This is a genomic window from Marinobacterium sediminicola (genome assembly GCF_022343685.1).
Taxonomy (GTDB): Bacteria; Pseudomonadota; Gammaproteobacteria; order Pseudomonadales; family Balneatricaceae; genus Marinobacterium; species Marinobacterium sediminicola.
The window spans coordinates 1,830,448-1,850,132 of sequence record NZ_CP092123.1 but is presented as its reverse complement, the minus strand read 5'-3'; the positions used below and the strand labels follow the sequence as shown (position 1 = coordinate 1,850,132).

At 54.8% G+C, this 19,685-nt stretch carries 21 protein-coding genes; 13 read left to right on the top strand and 8 right to left on the bottom strand.

Going from position 1 to position 19,685, the window contains the following annotated elements:
- Window positions 1-62 precede the first annotated feature (62 nt).
- Window positions 63-968, top strand: a complete 906-nt coding sequence (locus LN244_RS08590) for an ABC transporter permease (protein WP_239039386.1) — start codon at window positions 63-65, stop codon at window positions 966-968.
- The gene (locus tag LN244_RS08585; RefSeq protein WP_239039385.1) at window positions 965-1,768 is read left to right on the top strand and encodes an ABC transporter ATP-binding protein; all 804 of its coding nucleotides are present in this window, start codon (window positions 965-967) and stop codon (window positions 1,766-1,768) included. The genes LN244_RS08590 and LN244_RS08585 overlap by 4 nt, the downstream gene beginning before the upstream one ends.
- Window positions 1,769-2,216: 448 nt before the next feature.
- On the opposite strand, the gene LN244_RS08580 is transcribed toward LN244_RS08585, so the two are convergent.
- The 3 genes from LN244_RS08580 to ccoG form a co-directional block, all read right to left on the bottom strand.
- Complete coding sequence (locus LN244_RS08580) at window positions 2,217-3,047, bottom strand: AraC family transcriptional regulator (protein WP_239039384.1); 831 nt, start codon at window positions 3,045-3,047, stop codon at window positions 2,217-2,219.
- A 2-nt stretch (window positions 3,048-3,049) separates the two neighbouring features.
- Window positions 3,050-3,664 carry a LysE family translocator gene (locus LN244_RS08575; protein ID WP_239039383.1) on the bottom strand — a complete coding sequence of 205 codons (615 nt, stop codon included), beginning with the start codon at window positions 3,662-3,664 and terminating at the stop codon, window positions 3,050-3,052.
- Window positions 3,665-3,780: 116 nt separating this feature from the next.
- Entirely contained in the window at window positions 3,781-5,157 is a 1,377-nt protein-coding gene (ccoG, locus tag LN244_RS08570) for a cytochrome c oxidase accessory protein CcoG (RefSeq protein ID WP_239039382.1), read from the bottom strand.
- Between the two features lie 101 nt (window positions 5,158-5,258).
- On the opposite strand from ccoG, the gene LN244_RS08565 reads away from it, so the two are divergent.
- Together LN244_RS08565 and LN244_RS08560 are read left to right on the top strand one after the other, a co-directional pair.
- Window positions 5,259-6,668 (top strand): aminotransferase-like domain-containing protein, encoded by a 1,410-nt coding sequence (locus tag LN244_RS08565; RefSeq protein WP_239039381.1) that lies wholly within the window; start codon window positions 5,259-5,261, stop codon window positions 6,666-6,668.
- A 42-nt stretch (window positions 6,669-6,710) separates the two neighbouring features.
- Window positions 6,711-7,142: a VOC family protein gene (locus LN244_RS08560; RefSeq protein WP_239039380.1), complete on the top strand. Its 432-nt coding sequence runs from the start codon at window positions 6,711-6,713 to the stop codon at window positions 7,140-7,142.
- 93 nt (window positions 7,143-7,235) lie between these two features.
- On the opposite strand, the gene mnmH is transcribed toward LN244_RS08560, so the two are convergent.
- Both mnmH and selD read right to left on the bottom strand, forming a co-directional pair.
- Window positions 7,236-8,321 carry a tRNA 2-selenouridine(34) synthase MnmH gene (gene mnmH / locus LN244_RS08555; RefSeq protein WP_239039379.1) on the bottom strand — a complete coding sequence of 362 codons (1,086 nt, stop codon included), beginning with the start codon at window positions 8,319-8,321 and terminating at the stop codon, window positions 7,236-7,238.
- A complete protein-coding gene (selD, locus tag LN244_RS08550) occupies window positions 8,321-9,355 on the bottom strand; it encodes a selenide, water dikinase SelD (RefSeq protein ID WP_239042395.1) in 1,035 nt (344 codons plus the stop codon). The genes mnmH and selD overlap by 1 nt, the downstream gene beginning before the upstream one ends.
- A gap of 253 nt (window positions 9,356-9,608) precedes the next feature.
- Here selD and LN244_RS08545 point away from each other — a divergent pair, with 253 nt between their 5' ends.
- Window positions 9,609-10,028, top strand: a complete 420-nt coding sequence (locus LN244_RS08545; protein WP_239039378.1) for a PACE efflux transporter — start codon at window positions 9,609-9,611, stop codon at window positions 10,026-10,028.
- Between the two features lie 34 nt (window positions 10,029-10,062).
- Entirely contained in the window at window positions 10,063-10,638 is a 576-nt protein-coding gene (locus LN244_RS08540; RefSeq protein ID WP_239039377.1) for a TetR/AcrR family transcriptional regulator, read from the top strand.
- Window positions 10,639-10,706: 68 nt separating this feature from the next.
- On the opposite strand, the gene LN244_RS08535 is transcribed toward LN244_RS08540, so the two are convergent.
- Entirely contained in the window at window positions 10,707-11,120 is a 414-nt protein-coding gene (locus LN244_RS08535) for a YgaP family membrane protein (RefSeq protein ID WP_239039376.1), read from the bottom strand.
- A 154-nt stretch (window positions 11,121-11,274) separates the two neighbouring features.
- Here LN244_RS08535 and LN244_RS08530 point away from each other — a divergent pair, with 154 nt between their 5' ends.
- The 7 genes from LN244_RS08530 (at window position 11,275) to hypE (ending at window position 17,990) form a co-directional block, all read left to right on the top strand.
- A complete protein-coding gene (locus tag LN244_RS08530; protein ID WP_239039375.1) occupies window positions 11,275-11,961 on the top strand; it encodes a haloacid dehalogenase type II in 687 nt (228 codons plus the stop codon).
- A gap of 110 nt (window positions 11,962-12,071) precedes the next feature.
- On the top strand, window positions 12,072-14,390 hold the full coding sequence (hypF, locus tag LN244_RS08525) for a carbamoyltransferase HypF (protein WP_275424721.1): 2,319 nt from the start codon (window positions 12,072-12,074) through the stop codon (window positions 14,388-14,390).
- Window positions 14,383-14,724, top strand: a complete 342-nt coding sequence (gene hypA, locus LN244_RS08520) for a hydrogenase maturation nickel metallochaperone HypA (protein ID WP_239039374.1) — start codon at window positions 14,383-14,385, stop codon at window positions 14,722-14,724. Before hypF ends, hypA begins: the two co-directional genes overlap by 8 nt.
- Window positions 14,724-15,521 carry a hydrogenase nickel incorporation protein HypB gene (hypB, locus tag LN244_RS08515; protein ID WP_239039373.1) on the top strand — a complete coding sequence of 266 codons (798 nt, stop codon included), beginning with the start codon at window positions 14,724-14,726 and terminating at the stop codon, window positions 15,519-15,521. The genes hypA and hypB overlap by 1 nt, the downstream gene beginning before the upstream one ends.
- A 39-nt stretch (window positions 15,522-15,560) precedes the next feature.
- Window positions 15,561-15,848, top strand: coding sequence for a HypC/HybG/HupF family hydrogenase formation chaperone (locus LN244_RS08510; RefSeq protein WP_239039372.1), 288 nt, complete (start codon window positions 15,561-15,563; stop codon window positions 15,846-15,848).
- Window positions 15,835-16,953: a hydrogenase formation protein HypD gene (gene hypD / locus LN244_RS08505; RefSeq protein WP_239039371.1), complete on the top strand. Its 1,119-nt coding sequence runs from the start codon at window positions 15,835-15,837 to the stop codon at window positions 16,951-16,953. Before LN244_RS08510 ends, hypD begins: the two co-directional genes overlap by 14 nt.
- Window positions 16,950-17,990 (top strand): hydrogenase expression/formation protein HypE, encoded by a 1,041-nt coding sequence (gene hypE / locus LN244_RS08500; protein WP_275424671.1) that lies wholly within the window; start codon window positions 16,950-16,952, stop codon window positions 17,988-17,990. Before hypD ends, hypE begins: the two co-directional genes overlap by 4 nt.
- A gap of 14 nt (window positions 17,991-18,004) precedes the next feature.
- Here the strand turns inward: hypE and LN244_RS08495 are convergent, their stop codons facing one another.
- Together LN244_RS08495 and LN244_RS08490 are read right to left on the bottom strand one after the other, a co-directional pair.
- On the bottom strand, window positions 18,005-18,187 hold the full coding sequence (locus LN244_RS08495; protein WP_239039370.1) for a PLDc N-terminal domain-containing protein: 183 nt from the start codon (window positions 18,185-18,187) through the stop codon (window positions 18,005-18,007).
- Between the two features lie 58 nt (window positions 18,188-18,245).
- A complete protein-coding gene (locus tag LN244_RS08490) occupies window positions 18,246-19,667 on the bottom strand; it encodes an aminotransferase-like domain-containing protein (protein ID WP_239039369.1) in 1,422 nt (473 codons plus the stop codon).
- Window positions 19,668-19,685: the final 18 nt, after the last annotated feature.

Sequence of the window (19,685 nt, the reverse complement as noted above, 5' to 3'; positions counted from 1 at the left end):
CACACGAGGCGCTCGTGATGACCAGGCTGCGCCGGACTGTGGCACCTGTCGAGGTATCTGCTATGTCTCTCTTCTCTTTTCTTGGCACACTGGAGATCGGTTTTATATTCGGTCTTGTGGCGGTCGGTGTTTACCTGACATTCCGCGTGCTTGATTTTCCCGATCTGACAGTTGATGGCAGCTTTACGATGGGGGCTGCATTGGCTGCGGCTCTGATCATTGCCGGGATAAACCCCTATGTTGCTACTGTCTGTGCCGTCATCGGCGGTGCTGCTGCCGGGCTGGTAACGGCCTGGCTGAACCTGCGTTTCAATATTCTGCACCTTCTGGCCAGTATCCTGACCATGACGGCGCTCTATACCATCAACCTGCGTATCATGGGCAAACCCAATCTGGCGCTGATTACTGAGCCCACCGTGCTTTCACCCTTTCAGTCGCTTGGCATTCCCAACATGTACCTGAAAGTGATCTTTGTCGCGGTGGTCGTGATTGCGATTGGACTGCTTCTGGCCTGGTTCCTGAAGACCCAGTACGGACTGGCCATGCGTGCAACCGGTGCCAATCCCCGAATGGCACAGGCTAATGGCATCGTCATCAATCAGAAAATTTTCGCGGGTCTGGCCCTGTCCAATGGTCTGGTGGCGCTTGCAGGTGCTCTATTTGCACAAACCAACGGTTTTGCCGATTCCACAATGGGTATCGGTACGATTGTGGTGGGCCTGGCGGCAGTCATTGTGGGTGAGAGCCTGTTTAACAGCCGCTCCATGCTGGTGATCGTCGTCAGCTGTATCGTCGGCTCCTTGCTCTATCGACTGGCAGTATCGGTCGCCCTGAATGCCGACTTTATCGGCTTCAACACATCTGACCTCAACCTGATTACTGCGGTACTGGTGGGTCTGGCACTCATCCTGCCGCATCTGCGTCGTGAGTGGAAAGCACGCAAGGCGGCGAATGGAGGTGAAGCATGATTCGTTGCGAACATCTTAAAGTGACCTTTAATGCGGGACAGGCAACCGAAAAGCGTGCTCTGCGAGGCGTCAACCTGACTATCCCCCAGGGCGAATTCGTGACCGTGATCGGTTCCAATGGCGCCGGCAAGTCGACGCTGCTTAACACCATCGCCGGGGACATTCGCAGCTCCTCGGGTCGACTGCACTTCGATGATCGTGACGTCACATCATTGTCGGCTGCTGCGCGGACCCGGGACGTGGCGCGTGTATTCCAGGATCCGCTGGCAGGCACCTGTGGAGACATGACCATCGAAGAGAACATGGCGCTTGCCTACGGTCGTGGTCAGAAAGGTGGTTTGAGACTGGCGCTGAATGAAGGCTTGCGCAAGCTGTTCCGCGAACAGTTGTCACGCCTGAACCTAGGGCTGGAAGATCGACTGGATGCCAAAATGGGGCTGTTGTCCGGTGGTCAGCGCCAGTCCGTAAGCCTGCTGATGTCCGCGTTGCAGCCGAGCAAGATCCTCCTGCTGGACGAGCATACGGCAGCACTGGATCCGAAAACGGCTGCATTGGTGATGGACATTACCGATCAGATCGTAGCGGAGAAAAAACTGACGGTCTTGATGGTGACGCACTCCATGCGCCAGGCGCTGGATCACGGCACAAGGACGATCATGATGCACGAAGGGCAGGTGGCGTTTGACCTTCAAGGTGATGAGCGCAGTAACTATGGCGTCAAGGACCTGTTGAACCTGTTTGCCCAGATCCGTCCCGATGGCGAGGAACTGGACGACGACAAACTCTTGCTGGGCACCTGAACAGCAACGGCCGATTGTATCGGTCAGACAAGGCTTCACTGACTTCACGTATCCGATCCTGGTCGTGGAGTCAGGGTTGACGAGCGGCACTCCCTCATTGACCGCTTTCCATGGAGGCCTCGGCCTCCATTTTTTGTGCCAGCTCCCTGGCAATGGCAGGCCCATGTTGGCACCTTGAATACGATCAGCGATGATGGGGTGTCCATTCCACTGAATCGGTTTTCCAATGAACGATGCTCAGATTGTCCTGTTAATGGTGCTGGTCTTTGTCATGTTGGTCATATGGCGAAAACAAAGACCCAGGCAACGCCCAGCCAGAACTTCTCGCAAAAATGGGAGAGGTTTTTCCAGACGACATAGACGTAATGGGGGCGGTGAACCGGGGTTCGGAGATGTCTCTGACAGGGATGCCGGAGGGGACGCGGGTGGTGATTAAGTCTGCCTCTTGCTAGCGGAAAAATGCCTGAAATTGACCGGGTGTCAGTGCCGTACGCTGGCGGAAATGGCGCTGGAAATGAGCCTGATCGGCAAAGCCAAGTTGCTGGGCAATATCACTCAGAGAGCTGTCGGGCTGCTTGAGTAGCTGGCGGGCTCGACGGATGCGCTGATCCAGCTGCCAGGCATGGGGCGGCAAACCATAATGTTTCCGAAAAAGGCGTATTAACTGATAACGGCTCAGTCCGCTGACAGCCCCCAATTCCTCCAGGGTCAGGTTGTCGTCCAGCCGATCCAGAATCAGCTCGCTCATGCGCTGCAGTTCGGGCAGGCATTTGTAGCGTTCATGCTCGATGGCGGTGTGGCCCTCAAACAACGGATACAGAAACTCGATAAGATCACTTTCTGCCGCCATGGCCAGCGAATGGTCTGACAGCTTTCGGTACAGCTGATCGAAGGCGTGATAGCCGCCATCCTGACTCATGTAGTCCGATTTGAACGGGCAATAGTCCAGGTTCTGTGTGCTGTATATTTCAGACTGCAACTCACCCAGCCAGCGGGTGTCGATAAACAGCATCCGGTATGACCAAATGCCCTTTTCAGGATTGCAGGAATGGATATCTCCGGGGTTGATAGTCACCAGCATGCCTCTATGAGCGTGATGCTGCTGTTGACGATTGCGATAGCTGGCGCATCCGGCATCAATTACACCAAGCGAAAATTCGTCATGAGCGTGAGCCTGATAGCAGGCTGACGACTGGTTCGCAGCACGCATCTCAACCCAGGGCAATGCGGGGCTCTGGGCGAGATACATGGTGTCGGTGCTCTGTCTTTCCTGCGCCATGATCAAACTCCCATTTGTTCTGTGAACATCGTCAGTACCGTGAGTGCAAGCAAGGCAGCAAGAAGTCGGTTGAAGGCAACCTGACGTTTTTGACTGTTCAGCCAGCCCTGGATTGCCTGCCCGGCAAATGCCCAAAACCCTACTCCCACAAAACACATGCTGAAAGAAATCGCACAAAATGCCAATAGCCACTGCATGCTGTCGGACTGATTGCTGACAAAAAGTGCAACACCAGACATTGAAACCATCCATGCCTTGGGGTTGAGTACCTGAACAAGTGCGCCCTCTATCAGGCTGGGCGGTTTGGCTATTGAGTTAACATCGGAGCTGCCAATCCGCTTCATCGAGCCTATGCGATAGGCCATGTAGAGCAGGAACAAACCCCCAATGTAGTAAAGGGGCAGGGTAAAGCCCGTGATGCGCTCACCCAGAAGGATCAGCAGAAGGCCCGCTGTCAGCACCACAGCAGTATAGCCAAGCGTTGCCCCCAGTACATGTGGGCAGGTTCGTGCCGCGCCGTAGGTCCCGCCGGAACTGGTGGCGATGATATTAACCGGACCGGGGGTGATGGCGCCTATGAGGGCAAATGCCGCCATGGAAAGGATAAGACTGATCATTGCTTGCCTCCGATTCTTAAGCTTGTGGCAGTCTAGATGCGGGGCAGGGATGGGTATTGAACAAAATTGCGAGCGATCACGTGGGTGTGAAAGCTCGCATCAAGGCAGAGTGTGGGCTAATTACCCTGAGGTCCAGCTGGCGGGGCTGCTGCGAGAAAGGTAGTCTTTTTGGTTGTTTCCACCCCATGGCCCCGGAAGTTGAAGGCCAGCTCAGAACGCGGATGGTTAATATCAGTGGCACACACTCGATAGGGCAGCCAGGCGGCTCCGGACTCATTCAGATCGATTTGACTGGGGCCAAAGAGCTCATAGTTTTGATTGCCGGTGACAGACACCTGAATCATATCTGCTTCAGCAAAGTTCTCGACCTTGACCCGGTAGGTATTGCAGAAGGTCGTTTCATCCAGCTGGATAAACAGTGCGTGCCGATCACGCCGGACTTCGACAAGCAGATGGGTGGTAGCGGTGAAACCATAGAGCACAGCAGCCACTGCAAAGATGAGGACGAAACCATAGCCCATCAGGCGTGGACGCATAAAGCGAGGTTTTTCTCCGGACAACTCGGTTTCCGAAGCAAAACGGATCAGCCCCGCGGGTTTGTCGAGCCGTTCCATGACCAGGTCACAGGCATCAATACAGGCAGCACAGTCGATGCAGGCCGCCTGCAGGCCATTACGAATATCAATTCCAGCCGGGCACACCTGAACGCACAGGCCGCAATCAACACAGTCGCCACTTTGAGGGTGTCTGTCATGCTTTTGTGCGCGTGGTTCGCCGCGGTTGATGTCATAACTGACCGTACGCGTGTCAGAGTCAAACATGACGCCCTGAAAACGGGAGTAGGGACAGGCGTGCAGGCAGATTTTTTCGCGAACCAGCCCCGCGTTGGCATAGGTCAGTCCGCTCATGATGATCAGCCATCCGGCCAGTGCCGGTGACATTTGCAATGTAATCAGGCTGTCGGCAATCTCGCGTACCGGTATGAAATAACCGGTAAAGGTGATGGCCGTTATCAGTGACAGCAATGACCAGAGCAGGTGCTTGGTAACGCGCCGCAAAACCAGCTCCGGCGTGAGGCCTTTTCGATCATGTCTGGCACGAATGCTGGCGCGTCCTTCGGTTACATCTTCAATGCGGATGAACAGCCAGGTCCAGATGCTTTGGGGACAGGCAAAGCCGCACCATACGCGCCCCCAGGCAACTGCCATGAAAAACAGCAGGCAGGCTCCGGCGATCATCAGTCCCGCCAGTAATGGCAAATCGTGCCATGACAGCGCTGAACCGAACAGCAGGATCCGCCGTTGCTCAAACGAGAACAGCAGCCAGGGGTTGCCATCAAACTGGACCCAAACAAGACCAAAAAACAGGGTGATCAACGGCCAGGTGGTCAGTCTGCGCAGATTTTGAAAACGTCCTTCAATCAAACGAACATGGAACTTTCCGTCTTTGACAAAAGCGGGAGTGTGCACCTGAACAACCGGTATCTTTTCCATCTTGAATATCCAATCGAAAACTTAATCGGCAGGTTACGCTTGTAATCTGGGTAGGTGCAGGTATAAAAAATATAATTTTTATAGGAACAGATGAGGGCGCTTTGACCTATCGCTACCAGCAATTGGAAAAATGGATTCTGCAGGGGATTCGGGATCAGCGATGGCCGCCGGGTGAGCGGCTGCCGTCCATACGAGAGCTGTGTGAGTACAAGCAGCTGTCGAAAGCAACTGTGATGCATGCACTGCAGCGCCTTGAAGCCCAGGGGATTTTGGAAGCTCGGCCAAAGTCCGGCTATTACGTGACGCATCCAGCCAATACTCCCAGTGTATCTTCCAGAATTGCACCGCCAAGGCCCGTGACGGTCAGTGATCTGTTACTGGATATCATGCAAAGAAGCGCCGCCTTCGACCTCTTGCCGATGCTGAACGCCGGTGACTTGCCAGTGGCAATGGTGTCATTAAATCGTTGTATAGGACGTGCCCTGCGGCGTCAGAAAGGAAGCGCTCATCAGTACTATGACCAGCCGGCGGGAGATGCAGAACTACGCAAGCAGCTTGCGCTTCATGCTGCCCGGCGCGGATGGTCGACAGGTCGGGATCAGCTCTGTATCACCTCCGGTTGCCAGCATGCACTTTTTCTTGCGCTTATGGCGTGCTGTGAGCCGGGCGATGTGATAGCGGTAGAGGCTCCCGGCTTTTATGGTGTGCTTCAACTCTTGCAGCAACTGGGCCTCAAGGCTGTTGAGGTGCCGACGACCATCGATAGTGGCATGGACCCTGAGGCACTGGAGCAAGTATTGACGAAGTGGAAAGTCCGGGCCTGCGTGCTGTCCCCGGCCTTTTCCACGCCCAGTGGGGCGCTGATGCCGGAGCAAAGCAGGCGAAGGATACTTGAGTTGGCAAGTCGTCATGATATGGCAGTGATTGAGGATGATATCTATGCCGATACGGGGTTCACTGAGACACCGCCTCCAATCAAGGCACTGGATACTGAAGAAAGGGTCATCCTGTGCAGTTCGTTTTCAAAGTCATTGTCGAGAGATTTGCGGCTTGGCTGGATTTCAGGGGCTCGCTGGCATGAGCGCATCCAGCATTTGAAACTGGTGACTCAGCTCGCGAGCAGCCGTTATCTCCAACAGGGTGTGGCTGAATTCATGGCAGATGGCGGTTATGCGAGCCATCTGCGTCGACAGCGCAGTGTACTGTCTGCACGCCGAGACCAGCTAATGCGTGAGCTCAGTAGATGGCCTCATGTGCAATCGTTCAGTCGCCCTGCCGGTGGCCTGGCGTCTTGGGTTGAATTTTCGCCCGACGTTGATGTATTGGCGATGTACCATCAGGCTTTGAAACAAGGGGTCGTGCTGACACCGGGCCCTTTGTTTTCGGTGAGTGGACAGTATCGCAACTGTTTACGCATCAGTTTTGCCCATCCCTGGGACGAAAAGCGACTGGAAGCGTTGGCAAAAGTGCCCCAACTTATCAGGCATGCCAAAGCTGGACCTATACTTTGATAAGGTCGATAAAGGCTGAATTCAGTACAAAGGTAGTCAGTGATGAGCGTTCAAATGCAGCAGCGTGTCAGTGTGATCACGCTCGGTGTGGAGGATCTGGACAGGGCACGTGCTTTCTATGAGTTCATGGGGTGGAAAGCCGGTGTTTGCGAAGGGCAAATTGTATTTTTCCAGCTCAACGGACTCGTGCTTGCCCTTTATCCACGAGAGGCGCTGGCCGCAGATGCGGAAATGGAATGCGCTCCTCCCGGCTTTGCCGGTATTACACTGGCCTACAATACGGCCTCCATCGAAGAAACGGATGTGATTTTGTCTCGTGCAATCGAGGCGGGTGGGCAGCTTGTCAAGCCAGCACAAAAGGTGTTTTGGGGTGGCTATTCAGGCTATTTCCGTGATCCTGACGGTCACCTCTGGGAGGTGGCATTTAACCCGTTCTGGCGTTTGGATGAACAGGGAAACCTTCATCTGGGCTAGGGCATCAGCACGCTACCGGCTTGTGGTGCTTTATCGCCAGGTTCAATGTCGATAAAGCCGATGAGGCAGTCCTTTGCCGGTAGCGCTTGCCTGTTACTGCTTGAGGAACTCAAGCACTTCCTCATGGTTACCCCTGAAAATGACTCTGCCTGCGTTCCGTTCGCTTTGAAAGCGATACATAGGGTCGTAATACTCGTTCAGCAGGGCTGAAATCCAGTCACGGTGGCGGGCTGTATCTCCCGTTTGCATCTGAACAGCCAGGGCTTCGTCCATGATGCCAGCCAAGCGTTGATAGCGTTCGGCACCCAGGCGCTTGGTAATGTTTTTAAGGCTCTGTCGCAAGCGTTTCGCATAGGCGGAGTAGCCGTCGATTTCGCCTTCAAGCGCAATAAATTCAGCGGAGAGGTCAACGACATAGTCCTTGAGGATGCGCTCGACGCGGTTCTCGATACTGTCCTCCAGCCAGATCAGAGGTGAATCAACGAGTCGGCGATGCAGCTCGAGGGGGACATGACAGCTCCCGATGGCGCGATTTTCATCCTCGACCACAAAGTGGCTTACGCCTGCGTCGGCTTTTCGCAGAATATCGATTGCCAAAGCGTTTTCGAAATTGATCTGTGTAGGCTGAGGTCTGGCATGACGGCCAAAGCTGGACCCACGATGATTGGCGTGACCTTCCAGATCGAGTGCGTTTCCCAGCTGATGCAACAGTTCTGTTTTGCCGCAACCGGTCAGCCCGCCCAGCTGAGTAAAGCGGAACTGCACAGCCGCCTGATCAAGGGTATCGATAAGGAAACCACGCAGGGCCTTGTAACCACCGACAATCATTGGATAGTCGATACCGGCCTCATGCAGCCATTGCTGGGTGATGCGCGAACGCAAACCGCCACGGAAACAGTACAGAAAACCATTCGGGTTGGCCCGGGCGAACTCCACCCAGCCTTGGACCCTGGCTTCCTTGATCTCGCCATCGACCAGGCGATGCCCGAGCTTGATGGCTGCATCCTGTCCGTGCTGCTTATAGCATGTGCCCACTCGGTGGCGTTCATCATCCGTCATTAGCGGCAGGTTTTTGCTTTCAGGGAAGGCTCCCTTGGCAAACTCGATGGGTGCGCGCGTATCCAGAAGCGCAGCGCCGCTCAAAAAGATTTGGCGGTAATCTGCACAATTATCGCGCATCAGATCACCTCGACCGCATGCTCAGAGGCTGAGATCAACTCCCCAATGGGCGCAAGTGACAAGCCAAGTTCACAGGCGATGGAAAGAAAGGCATCTTCGGCATCCGGTTTGACAGCGACCAGCAAGCCACCACTGGTTTGAGGGTCGCAGAGAAGCTGTCGTTGTGCTTCGTTCAGATTAGCCACACGGTGACCATAACTCGCAAAGTTGCGGCCGGTTCCACCTGGAACGCATCCCTGACTCAAATAGTAATCGACGCTGCCAATCTTCGGGACGGCATCATAGTGCACGCGAGCACACAGGCCACTGCCATCGGCCATTTCGACCAGGTGTCCAAGAAGACCGAAACCGGTCACATCTGTCATGGCACATACGCCTTCAAGATAAGCAAAACGCTGTCCTGCGCTGTTGAGGGTGCACATGAGGTCCCGTGCGACACCCGCATCTTCAGCGCGGAGTTTGCCTTGCTTCTCGGCAGTGGTGAGAATGCCGATGCCCAGTGGTTTGGTGAGGTAGAGGCGGTTGCCAGCCTGGGCACTGTCATTTCGCTTCAACTGAGCCTTGTCGACACGGCCGGTTACGGCCAGACCGAAGATAGGTTCCGGAGCGTCGATGGAATGCCCTCCCGCCAGGGGCATGCCCGCCAGGTCACAGACTGACCGTGCTCCGCGGATCACCTCGCCGGCGATTTCAGCCGGAATCAGATTGATGGGCCAACCAAGGATCGCAATTGCCATCATCGGAGAACCGCCCATGGCATAGATATCACTGATTGCGTTGGTCGCGGCAATACGTCCGAAGTCGAAGGGGTCATCGACGATCGGCATGAAAAAATCCGTTGTGGAGACGATGCCAGTGTGTTCGTCAAACGCATAAACAGCCGCATCATCGCGGGAAGCGTTGCCCACCCAGAGATTCGGATCAAGTGTCTGGCTGCCACTGCCGGACAGGATGGTATCCAGAACGGCTGGAGAAATTTTGCAGCCACAACCTGCGCCGTGGCTGTACTGAGTAAGGCGAATGGGGTCTGTCATGTACCAACCTGTAATATCCATAGGTTTTGATCCCGCTATCTTACACGAAACACAGGATTGACCTTCAAGTTACAAATGGTAAATTACCTATCGTAACTTGCTGCCGGGCGGCCAATCTCCCGTATGTGCTTTCAATCGCATTTGAGGTGTCAAATGGCGGAGTCGACCTTTTGCCTGGCTTTGAGGAATCGCCGTTCAGCACGTTGGTGTGTGGACTCGTCATTTTAATTCAATGTGCTGCATGGAGCCTTTAATGCAGGGCGTCAAGCGTAAGTTCACCTATGTGTTTTTTTATGAAGCCATCAGTCTGGTGATGTTGAGTACAGCTTTTGTCATTTTTTCAGACAAGAACATGGCACATGCCGGTGCACTTGGGGTGATCACTGTGGTGTTGGCAGTTGTATGGAATTTTCTCTACAACCACGTATTTGAATGTTGGGAGAGCGGGCAGGTAAAACGGGGACGAAATCTTGCCAGACGCGTGACACATGCGGTTGGCTTTGAGCTTGGTTTGGTGGCGATGACACTGCCGCTTTTCGCCTGGTGGCTTGATTTGAGACTGCTGGATGCATTGATGCTGGATGCAGGATTGACGCTGACGTTCATGGTGTTCACATTCGTATACAACTGGTGCTTCGATCGCATATTTGGGCTGCCGTTGGCGGCTCAATAGGCGTTAAATGGATGACAGAAAGGGATCATTCGCAATGAGTCAGTCGCGCATGCCTGCCGCCAAACGGCGCGAACAATTGCTCAAGACAGCTGCTGCCATTGTGGCGACGGAAGGGGCTGATCGCCTGACGCTCCAGACACTTGCCGATAGAGCCGGCGTCAGTAAGCCGATCACGTATAACCATTTTGGAGACCGGAAAGGTCTGCTGCAACAGCTTTACCAGAGTTATGACGAACGGTTGGTCAGTCAACTTCGAGCTGTTGAGTCATCCCGGGTCAGAACGGTTGAGGAGTTGGCTGAAGTTTTGGCCGTTGCCTATTTCGACTGTGCTGAGCGAAATGGCGACATTTACGATGCTGTTGTGGCCGCATTGAGTGCCTATCCAGAGTACATGGATTTGAAAACCCGAATCTGTGTGTATTTCGTCGAGTTTTATCGTGACTTCTTTGGTCCTGTTGCCAATCTGAACGAGCCGGGGCAAAAGGCATCATTAATTGCGATTTACGGTGCCAGTGATGAGCTGGCGCGGGCCCTTACCGCTGGACACTTGAGCAAAGCGGATGCGGTCAGTGGATTGTCGCAGCTGATAAGCAGGATTCTTAAGGGATAATCGTGTGGGTCCTGAACAAAAGCCGCTTCATACACGATACAAGGGCTGTATGAGCGGCTTAATCGTCATCAGACCGAGCGTGTCGGCTTGAACCCCAGCATTCTTGCGACCTGAATGGCGGGACACCAGCCGGTGAAGGCCGATTGCATCAGGCTCACACCAATGATCAGAGTCGCGATCAGCAGTGTTTGTGGCCAGTAGCCCAGAATCACGGGCACAGTGGTCACCAGAATCAGCATGCCTGCAATGATATGTACCCCCTGGTTGATGTTCATTCCATGCCTGTCGCAAACCTCATCCTTGAGTCCCAGTACTCGAAAAATTGTCACAGCGGGACACCAGCGGGTAAAGGCTGACTGCAGCAGGTTCAGACCCACAAAAGCGGTCAACCAAAGCCATGCAGGGCCGAAAAAATGGCTCAAAACCAGGCTCAGTGTCACGACGGAACCTGCCATCAGGCGCAGAGCAGCGTTGAGTGTCATGATGATCTCCATAAATAAGAATGTTCTAATACTATATATTAGTATTATTTAAAGTAAACTCCTGATCATGTTGCGTGGCGGTGCATTTTTGGAACCTTTCGACGAGCCTTGCTAAGGTTCACATTCACTGAATTCTGTTGCGACTGAGGTGCTCATGGCTACCACACTGGCGTTTGATGTCTATGGAACCCTGATCGATACTCAGGGCGTCCTGGGATTGCTGCAGCAAATGATGGGCGAAACAGCAGTCCCGTTTTCACAAACCTGGCGTTCAAAACAGCTGGAATACAGTTTTAGGCGGGGTTTGATGCGGATGTACGCCGACTTTTCGGTGTGTACCCGTGAGGCGCTGGAGTATTGCTGCAAGCTCTATCAGCAACCATTGAATGACGAACAGAAGCACCAGTTGATGTCGATTTACGCCGAGTTGCCAGCATTCAATGATGTCGCTGAAAGCCTCAAAGTGCTCAAGCTGAAGGGATATCGTTTGTTCGCTTTTTCCAATGGCAGTGCATCCGCTGTTGAAGGCCTGCTGCAACAGGCCGGTATTTGTTCTTTTTTTGAAGGTGTGGTCAGTGTCGAGGAGCAGTGCTCTTTCAAACCGGACCCCGGTGTTTACAGCTTATTCCACCGCAAGGCCGAGACCGACGGAGGTCCTGTCTGGCTGATTTCAGGTAATCCGTTTGATGTGATCGGTGCCAAGGCCTCGGGTATGCGGGCGGCGTGGGTATGCCGTTCTCCCGAAGCGGTGTATGACCCCTGGGGGATAGAACCCGATGTAACCGTTGGTAGCCTCATGGAGCTGCCGACCGTTCTGCTCCCGTACACTGCAAGGGGATGATGCTGCCCCACGGATACGCCAAAGAGTGCTAAAGTGCTATCAAGATATTGATAAACAGCAGGAAATCCTTGATAGACACGGCAGAAAAGGGCTCTGAAGCGGGCTACAGAGTGCATGTTCGCGGCCACGTGCAGGGCGTCGGCTTTCGTCCCTGTGTCTGGCGTTTAGCTCAAGCAATGGGACTTTGCGGAGACGTGTGCAATACCAGCGCGGGCGTGGAGATCCGGCTGAGATGTTCGGCAGGCGAACTGGAGCGGTTTGAACGGGCACTTTCACGGAAGCTGCCGCCCCAGGCCAGAATCGAGAGCCTGTATGCCGAGCCGGTTTCGGCCGTTGATCTGGCCGGAGTCGGTCAAGACTTTGCTATTCGCTCTTCGAAGCCCGGTGAAGAATCGACCTGGGTACCTCAGGACACAGCGACCTGTCCAGAATGTCTTGCCGAACTATTTGACCCGCATAACCGCCGCTATCGCTATCCCTTCACCAATTGCACCCATTGTGGACCTCGTTTCAGCCTCATCGAGGCTTTGCCATACGATCGAAAACTCACAGGCATGTCATCATTCGACCTTTGTCGTGACTGCATTGAAGAGTACAGCGACCCTGAAGACCGTCGCTTTCATGCTCAGATTAACGCTTGTGAGAAGTGCGGGCCGAGGCTTTGGCTGGAATCTCCCGATGGCACTGTTCTGACTGTCGACGATCCTGTTGCCAAGGCAAGAGACCAGCTTCTCGAGGGCGGTATCCTCGCCCTGAAAGGGCTGGGGGGCTTTCACCTCTGCTGTGACGCAGGCAATGAGGCTGCCGTCATGCGGCTGCGGAGCTGCAAGCAGCGGCCAGCCAAAGCGCTTGCCGTGATGTTTCCAAGCCTTGCGCATATGGAAGAATTCGCACTGATTAGCCCGGAGGAGCGCCGGGTGCTGCTTTCCCCTCAGGCCCCCATCCTGCTGTTGCGGCCTCGCCCTCAGGGCAAAAGCCTGGCGTCATCGGTTGCCCCTGATTCGGCACGGCTAGGCTGCTTTCTGCCGTATACACCACTGCATCATCTGTTGTTGGATGCATTTTCAGGCCCGTTGGTAATGACCAGTGGCAACGGATCAGGCCTGCCTCAGGTGATTGATAATGATGCGGCACGTCAGCAATTGGCAGGCATGGCGGATCTCTTCCTGATGCACAATCGTCCGATCGTCTGCCGGGTTGATGATGCGGTAGTGCGTCTCCAGCGTGCTTCGGCACAGATGGAGGTATTGCGGCCAGGAAGAGGGCTGGCGCCCGTTAGCCTGCCTTTGCCTCCGGGTTTTGCGAACGACAGGAAAGTGATGGCTCTGGGTGCAGACTTGAAGAATACCTTTTGCCTTGCGGTAGACGGGCAAGCGGTCATGAGCCAGTATCAGGGCAATTTGCAGCAACTGGCGGTCAATGAAAGTGCGCTTTTGGCCAGGCAGCACTTTGCTGAACTTTATCGGTTCGAACCCAGGTTGATCGTCTGTGACCAGCATCCGGCATATGTCTCTACCCAAATGGCGCTTGCCAGCCCTGAGTGTCCGGTTCTTCAAGTACAGCATCATCATGCCCATTTAGCCTCCTGTCTGGGACAACATGGTTACCCGCTGCATGGCAGGCCCGTGCTGGGAATCTGCCTGGACGGTACTGGCTATGGAGACAACGGACAGCTTTGGGGCGGAGAGCTGCTTTACGGGGGGTATGCCGAAGTGAAACGTGTGGGCTGCCTGCAGCCTGTCGCACTGCCGGGAGGTGAGAATGCTATCCGTGAGCCCTGGCGTGTGCTGGTTGCGCAACTGCTGCATGCCGGCATCGACCCTGCAGCGACCTTGCATCTCTTTCCAATACTGGAGGATAAGCCGCTTGTGGTCATCAAGGGTATGATCGACCAGGGTTTCAATTCGCCACTTTCCAGTTCAGCCGGGCGTCTGTTTGATGCCGTTGCGGCCGCTTTGGGTTGCTATGCTGAAGGTATCAGTTATGAGGCGCAGGCCGCTGTAGCATTGGAAACACTGGCGCTGGACAGTTCATCTCAATTAATGGGGCGGGAGTATAGCTTCCCATTTGTGCAGGGGACGGCCTGCAGTCATCTGGATGTTCGCCAGCACTGGCATGAGCTGATCGCCGATTTGAAGAGTGGGCGGTCGAAAGAAGAGATTGCAAGGGCCTTTCATCTTGGACTGTCCAAGGGGATTGTGGACTTGGCTCTGCATGTCAGGCAGGAGTTCCCCTACTCAAGCGTTGTACTGAGTGGAGGGGTCATGCAGAACGAACTGATCGTTGAGCAGTTGGCAAAGCGGTTCGAGTCAGAACACATCGAAGTGCTCAGGCATCAAAAGGTACCCTGTAATGATTCGGGCGTGAGTCTGGGGCAGTTGCTCGTGGCTCTGGCACAGTGTCCACTGGAAGGTGGTCAACATGCATGAACTATCCCTGTGCCGAAGCTTGATAGAGCTGCTGCAGGAACAGGCTGAGCAACATCGCTTTACGCGAGTTAAACAGCTGTGGCTCGAAGTGGGGCCTCTTGCAGCAGTGGTGCCTGAGGCGATGCAGTTCGCCTTCGAGGCAGCCAGCCGGGGAAGTCTGGCCGAAGGCGCGCGACTGCATCTTGTTGAATTGCCGGGAGAGGCTCACTGTCAGGCATGTGGTTTTGAAACGAGTATATCCCAGTGGTATCAGGCCTGCCCGCGATGCGGTGAGTATCAACTGAAGGTGCTATCGGGCGATGAGCTGCAAATCAGGGAACTGGAGGTAGAGTGATGTGTGGTATTTGTGGTTGTGGGCAGCCTCATGGGCATCAAGGTCTGGATGAATCTGCACATGCTGAAGAGCAGGAATCAGGCCATCAGCGGCGGTTGCAGGTTGAGCTGGATCTTTTCAGCCAGAACAATCGTTATGCTCAGGCCAACCGGGAATTGTTCCAGCGGCGCAATCTGCTGGTGCTGAATCTGGTTTCAAGCCCGGGTTCGGGCAAGACGGCGCTGCTGACCCGGACGTTGCAGCATCAATTGGATAAGGTGCCGCTGGCGGTGATCGAAGGCGATCAGCAAACCTCTCATGATGCCGATCGAATCCGAGAGACTGGAGCCGAGGCAGTACAGCTGAATACCGGAAGGCTTTGTCATCTCGATGCACACATGGTGGGGCATGCGATGGAGCAATTGCCGCACCTGGAAAATGGCCTGCTTTATATCGAAAACGTGGGTAACCTGGTGTGTCCGGCTGGTTTTGATCTCGGGGAGGCCGCCAAAGTTGTGGTGCTGTCGGTAACCGAGGGTGACGACAAGCCCCTTAAGTACCCGGATATGTTCCATGCTGCCCGGTTGATGGTGTTGAACAAAGTCGATCTTCTGCCCTACGTGAACTTTGATGTTGAAGCCTGCATCGAATACGCACGTCGCATCAATCCTGAAATTGAAGTCATAACCCTGTCTGCACAAACCGGTGAAGGCATGGAAAACTGGCTCGAATGGATAGAACACCGGCGTCAAGGTCAGACCGCGGCACGTGTCGCGCAGCTTGAACGTGAACTGCTGGTCCTGAAATCGCAGCTTTAGTGCTTTTTAGTCATTTACTCAGCAGTATAAGGAGTCATCATGTGTTTGGGTGTGCCTGGTCAAATCATCGCCATAGATGACTCAGATCGTTCAGTGGCCATCGTCGAGGTTTCGAGTGTACGCAGACGCATCAATCTTGCCTGTGTGCTGAATGACGCGCAGCCGCCGGAATCTTTGGTGGGTGGCTGGGTGCTGGTGCACGTTGGGTTTGCCATGAACCTCATTGATGCGGATGAGGCGCGCAAGACACTGGAGCTTCTGTCCGAGCTGCAAAGCTTTGCCGATGAACAGGGTATGCAGGAGGCGGGAATCGATGAGATACGTTGATGAATTTCGCGATCCCTTGCTGGCTCGTCAACTGCTGGATCGCATTGCTCAGCGCATGCGGTCTCCCTCACTCAAAGCCCGGTTGCCGGTTCGAATCATGGAAGTCTGCGGTGGCCACACCCATTCAATTTTCCGTTACGGACTTGAATCGCTATTACCGGAAGGAATCGAGCTGATTCATGGGCCGGGCTGTCCCGTCTGTGTCTTGCCCAGAGAGCGCGTCGATGACTGTCTGGCGATTGCCGCTCAGCCTGATGTCATATTTGCCACCTTTGGCGACGCAATGCGTGTGCCGGGAACACAAAAAAGTCTGCAACAGGCCCGTTCCGAGGGGCTTGATATTCGCATGGTGTATTCCCCCCTGGATGCACTGGAACTTGCACGCAAGAACCCTTCCCGGCGAATCGTGTTCTTTGGGCTTGGTTTCGAGACCACCATGCCGAGCACCGCGTTGACGCTCAAGCAGGCAGCAGACGAAGGTGTGAGCAATTTTTTCCTGTTGTGTCACCACATTACTATCGTGCCTACATTGAAGGCTCTACTGGATGATGGTGATGTGGCGCTGGATGGTTTTATCGGACCAGGTCATGTCAGCATGGTGATTGGCCTTGAGCCCTATGCCTTCATTGCGCGCCAATTTCAAAAGCCGTTTATCGTCTCGGGTTTTGAGCCTCTGGATATTCTGCAATCAATACTGATTTTGCTTGAACAGCTGGCTAACACAGAGGCTCGTGTTGAAAATCAATACACCCGTGTAGTCCAGCCAGCTGGTAACCGGCAAGCCCAGGCCGCAGTAGCAGAGGTATTCGAGTTGCGTGAGCGTTTTGTCTGGCGAGGATTGGGGGAGATTGAACATTCAGGCGTCAGAATTCGACCCGCCTATGCGGCCTTTGATGCCGAACGGGTTTTCGATCTGCCGGCAGGGCGTGGCGAACAGGGGGAAGATGTTCATTGTGGCCAGGTTCTGAAAGGTCTGTTGCATCCTCATCAGTGTCCGCTGTTTGGTAAGGTCTGTACGCCTTCAACTCCCATAGGTGCGCTCATGGTTTCATCCGAAGGGGCTTGTTCAGCCTGTTACCAATACAAGAGGACTGAAGTTCTGTGACGCTTTCAATCAACGATCACACCCTGATCACCATGGCTCATGGTGCAGGCGGTCGCGCCATGCGCTGCCTGATCGAAGAGGTCTTTATCAATGTATTCGGTGGCGAGCAGTTATTGAGAATGGAAGATCAGGCTCGGCTCGATATGGCGCAGCTATCCTCTCTGGGAGACCGTCTCGCCTATACAACCGATAGCTATGTGATCGATCCGCTCGAATTTCCCGGGGGGAATATCGGTAGCCTGGCGGTCAATGGCACGGTCAATGATCTGGCGGTTGGCGGTGCCCGACCGCTCTATCTGTCCTGTGCCTTCATCATTGAGGAAGGGATCGAAGTCGGACTACTGCGTCGGATTGTCGAGGGCATGCGTGATGCTGCGTTGCGAGCCGGCGTTACTGTCGTTACAGGGGATACGAAGGTTGTGCCCAGAGGCAAGGGTGACAAGGTGTTCATAAACACCAGCGGTATCGGTGTCATTGAACACGGCGTTAATCTGCATGCCACCCAGTGCCAGCCGGGTGACAAAATTATTGTCAGTGGCAGCCTGGGCGATCATGGGGCGACGATTTTGCAGGCAAGGGGCGATCTGGCGTTGGAAGCGGATCTTCAAAGTGACTGCCAGCCGCTTCACGGGCTGGTGCAATTGATGTTGGCCGAGTGCCCCGATATCAGAGCAATGCGCGACGCTACCCGAGGGGGGATTGCTGCCGTTTTGCATGAATTTGCCACAGCCTCGGGGTTTGCGATGCGGCTTCATGAGGAGATGTTACCCGTTAAGCCCGAGGTACGTGGAGTCTGTGAGATTCTGGGCCTGGATGCGTTGCATTTTGCCAATGAGGGTAGGCTGGTCGCTGTGGTGCCGGCAAAGCACGCTGAAGCCTTACTGCGCTCCATGCGTCAGCATCCTGCTGGGCAGGATGCCAACATCATCGGTGAGGTGCTTGATAAAGCCGTCGCCCGGGTGCAGGTGGCTACCGCATTGGGCGGTGAACGTCTGCTGGAAATGCCGGATGGAGAGCTATTGCCGCGTATCTGTTAATGATGCGGGGTGTCTCAGTCCCTGGGACCAAAAAGGAACCACAGAATCAGTCCCAGCACCGGTAGCAGCAAAATAGCGACAACCCACATGACTTTTGCCCCTGTGCTTGCCCGACTCTGAACAGTTTTGATGATGGCCATGACGTCCAGCACCAGGATGATGAGACCAAACAACCCACTGACTTCCACGCTCAACATTTTCGAAATCTCCATTACGAAAGTGATTTGACTATAACACGGGTGATTAAGGGCAGTGTTACAGCAAGGGCGCAGGGATCGCGGGGGCATCATCCAGCAATGCACGTATTCGCTGGAGTCCTTCTGCCAGTGCATCGCGGCTGGCGGGAGGTGTCACACAAATGCGCACTGCCTGAGGCGCCGGTTGGCTGCCGACACAGAAGGGTTCAGATGCAATCAGCGTGACGCCGCGCCCGTCAGCCAAATGGACGAAATCAACAGCTCGCAACCCTTCGGGTAACCTGAGCCAGGCGTGAAAACCGCAAGGGTGAGCAGAAACTTCATAGGGTGACAATATCTCTTGAACCAACGCCTGGCGGGCACGGATCTCTTCCCATTGCCAATTCAACAGTGCATCGGCACCACCGTCGGCAAGCCAGTCACAAGTGACGGCTCCCATCAGCCCCGGTGATGACCAGCACTGTGCGCGCAACGCCACCCGAAGGTGCGCCATCAGGTTAACTGGCGCTCGAAGCGCACCGAATCGAAGTCCGCCCGCGAGCAGCTTGGACACACTGAAAATATAAAGCGCACGCTCCGGAGCGAGTTCGAACAAAGGTGTGCCCCGGTACTCGGCCGTGACGAACTGAACGCCATCCTCCAGCAATAAAAGGTCATGCCGTCGGGCAACTTCCACAATCGCCATGCGACGGCTATCGCTCATGCGCTGACCAGTAGGGTTATTGTACTCCGGCATCAAATACAGGAGACGAATACGCTGCTGCTGACAGAGGCGTTCCAGCAGGTCAGGCCGGATACCCTCGGAATCAGTGCCCACCGGCAGATGCTTCAGCCCCAGTTGTCGTGCGGCAGCGATCATTCCAGGATAGGTCAGGGCGGCGGAAGCAACCGCTTCGCCGGGCTTTACCAAGGCCTGCAAGGCAAGGAAGTCAGCGTGTTGCCCGCCCTCGGTCAGGATCAATTCATCGGGATCCATCTGCAATCCCTGAGTCGACAGCCACTGGCAGAGTTGTTCCCGCTGATTGGGGCAGCCCTGTTCAGGTTGATAAGCCAAAGCCTCATCAATTGCAGCGGGACGGGACGAAACACGTTGCAGGCTGGCTGCCAATTGCTGTTGGCGCAGCGGCGTGGGAATGGGAATGCTCAGTGAAAGGTCTATGCTGTCCTGTCCGGCGCGTGTCAGGTGATGGAAGTGGGGCAGGGACTCTGTTTTGCCTTTGACACGGGTTCCGCTGCCGACTCGCGCTTCGACAAGTCCTCTGCGTTCTGCCTCACGATAGGCGCGCGTAATGGTGCCTACGGTAACCCCAAGTGCATCGGCCAGCAGACGCTGGGGGGGCAGACGGACGCCGGGCTGTAGCTTGCCGGACGCAATATCGCTGGCAAGCTGGTCAACCAGTGCCTTGTACATGGGGCCTGCAGGCATGTTGTCTTCAGGTAGCCAGTGACAGCGTTTGCGAGCCTTTTGTTGCAGATCCATAGTCAAACCCATTGTCAT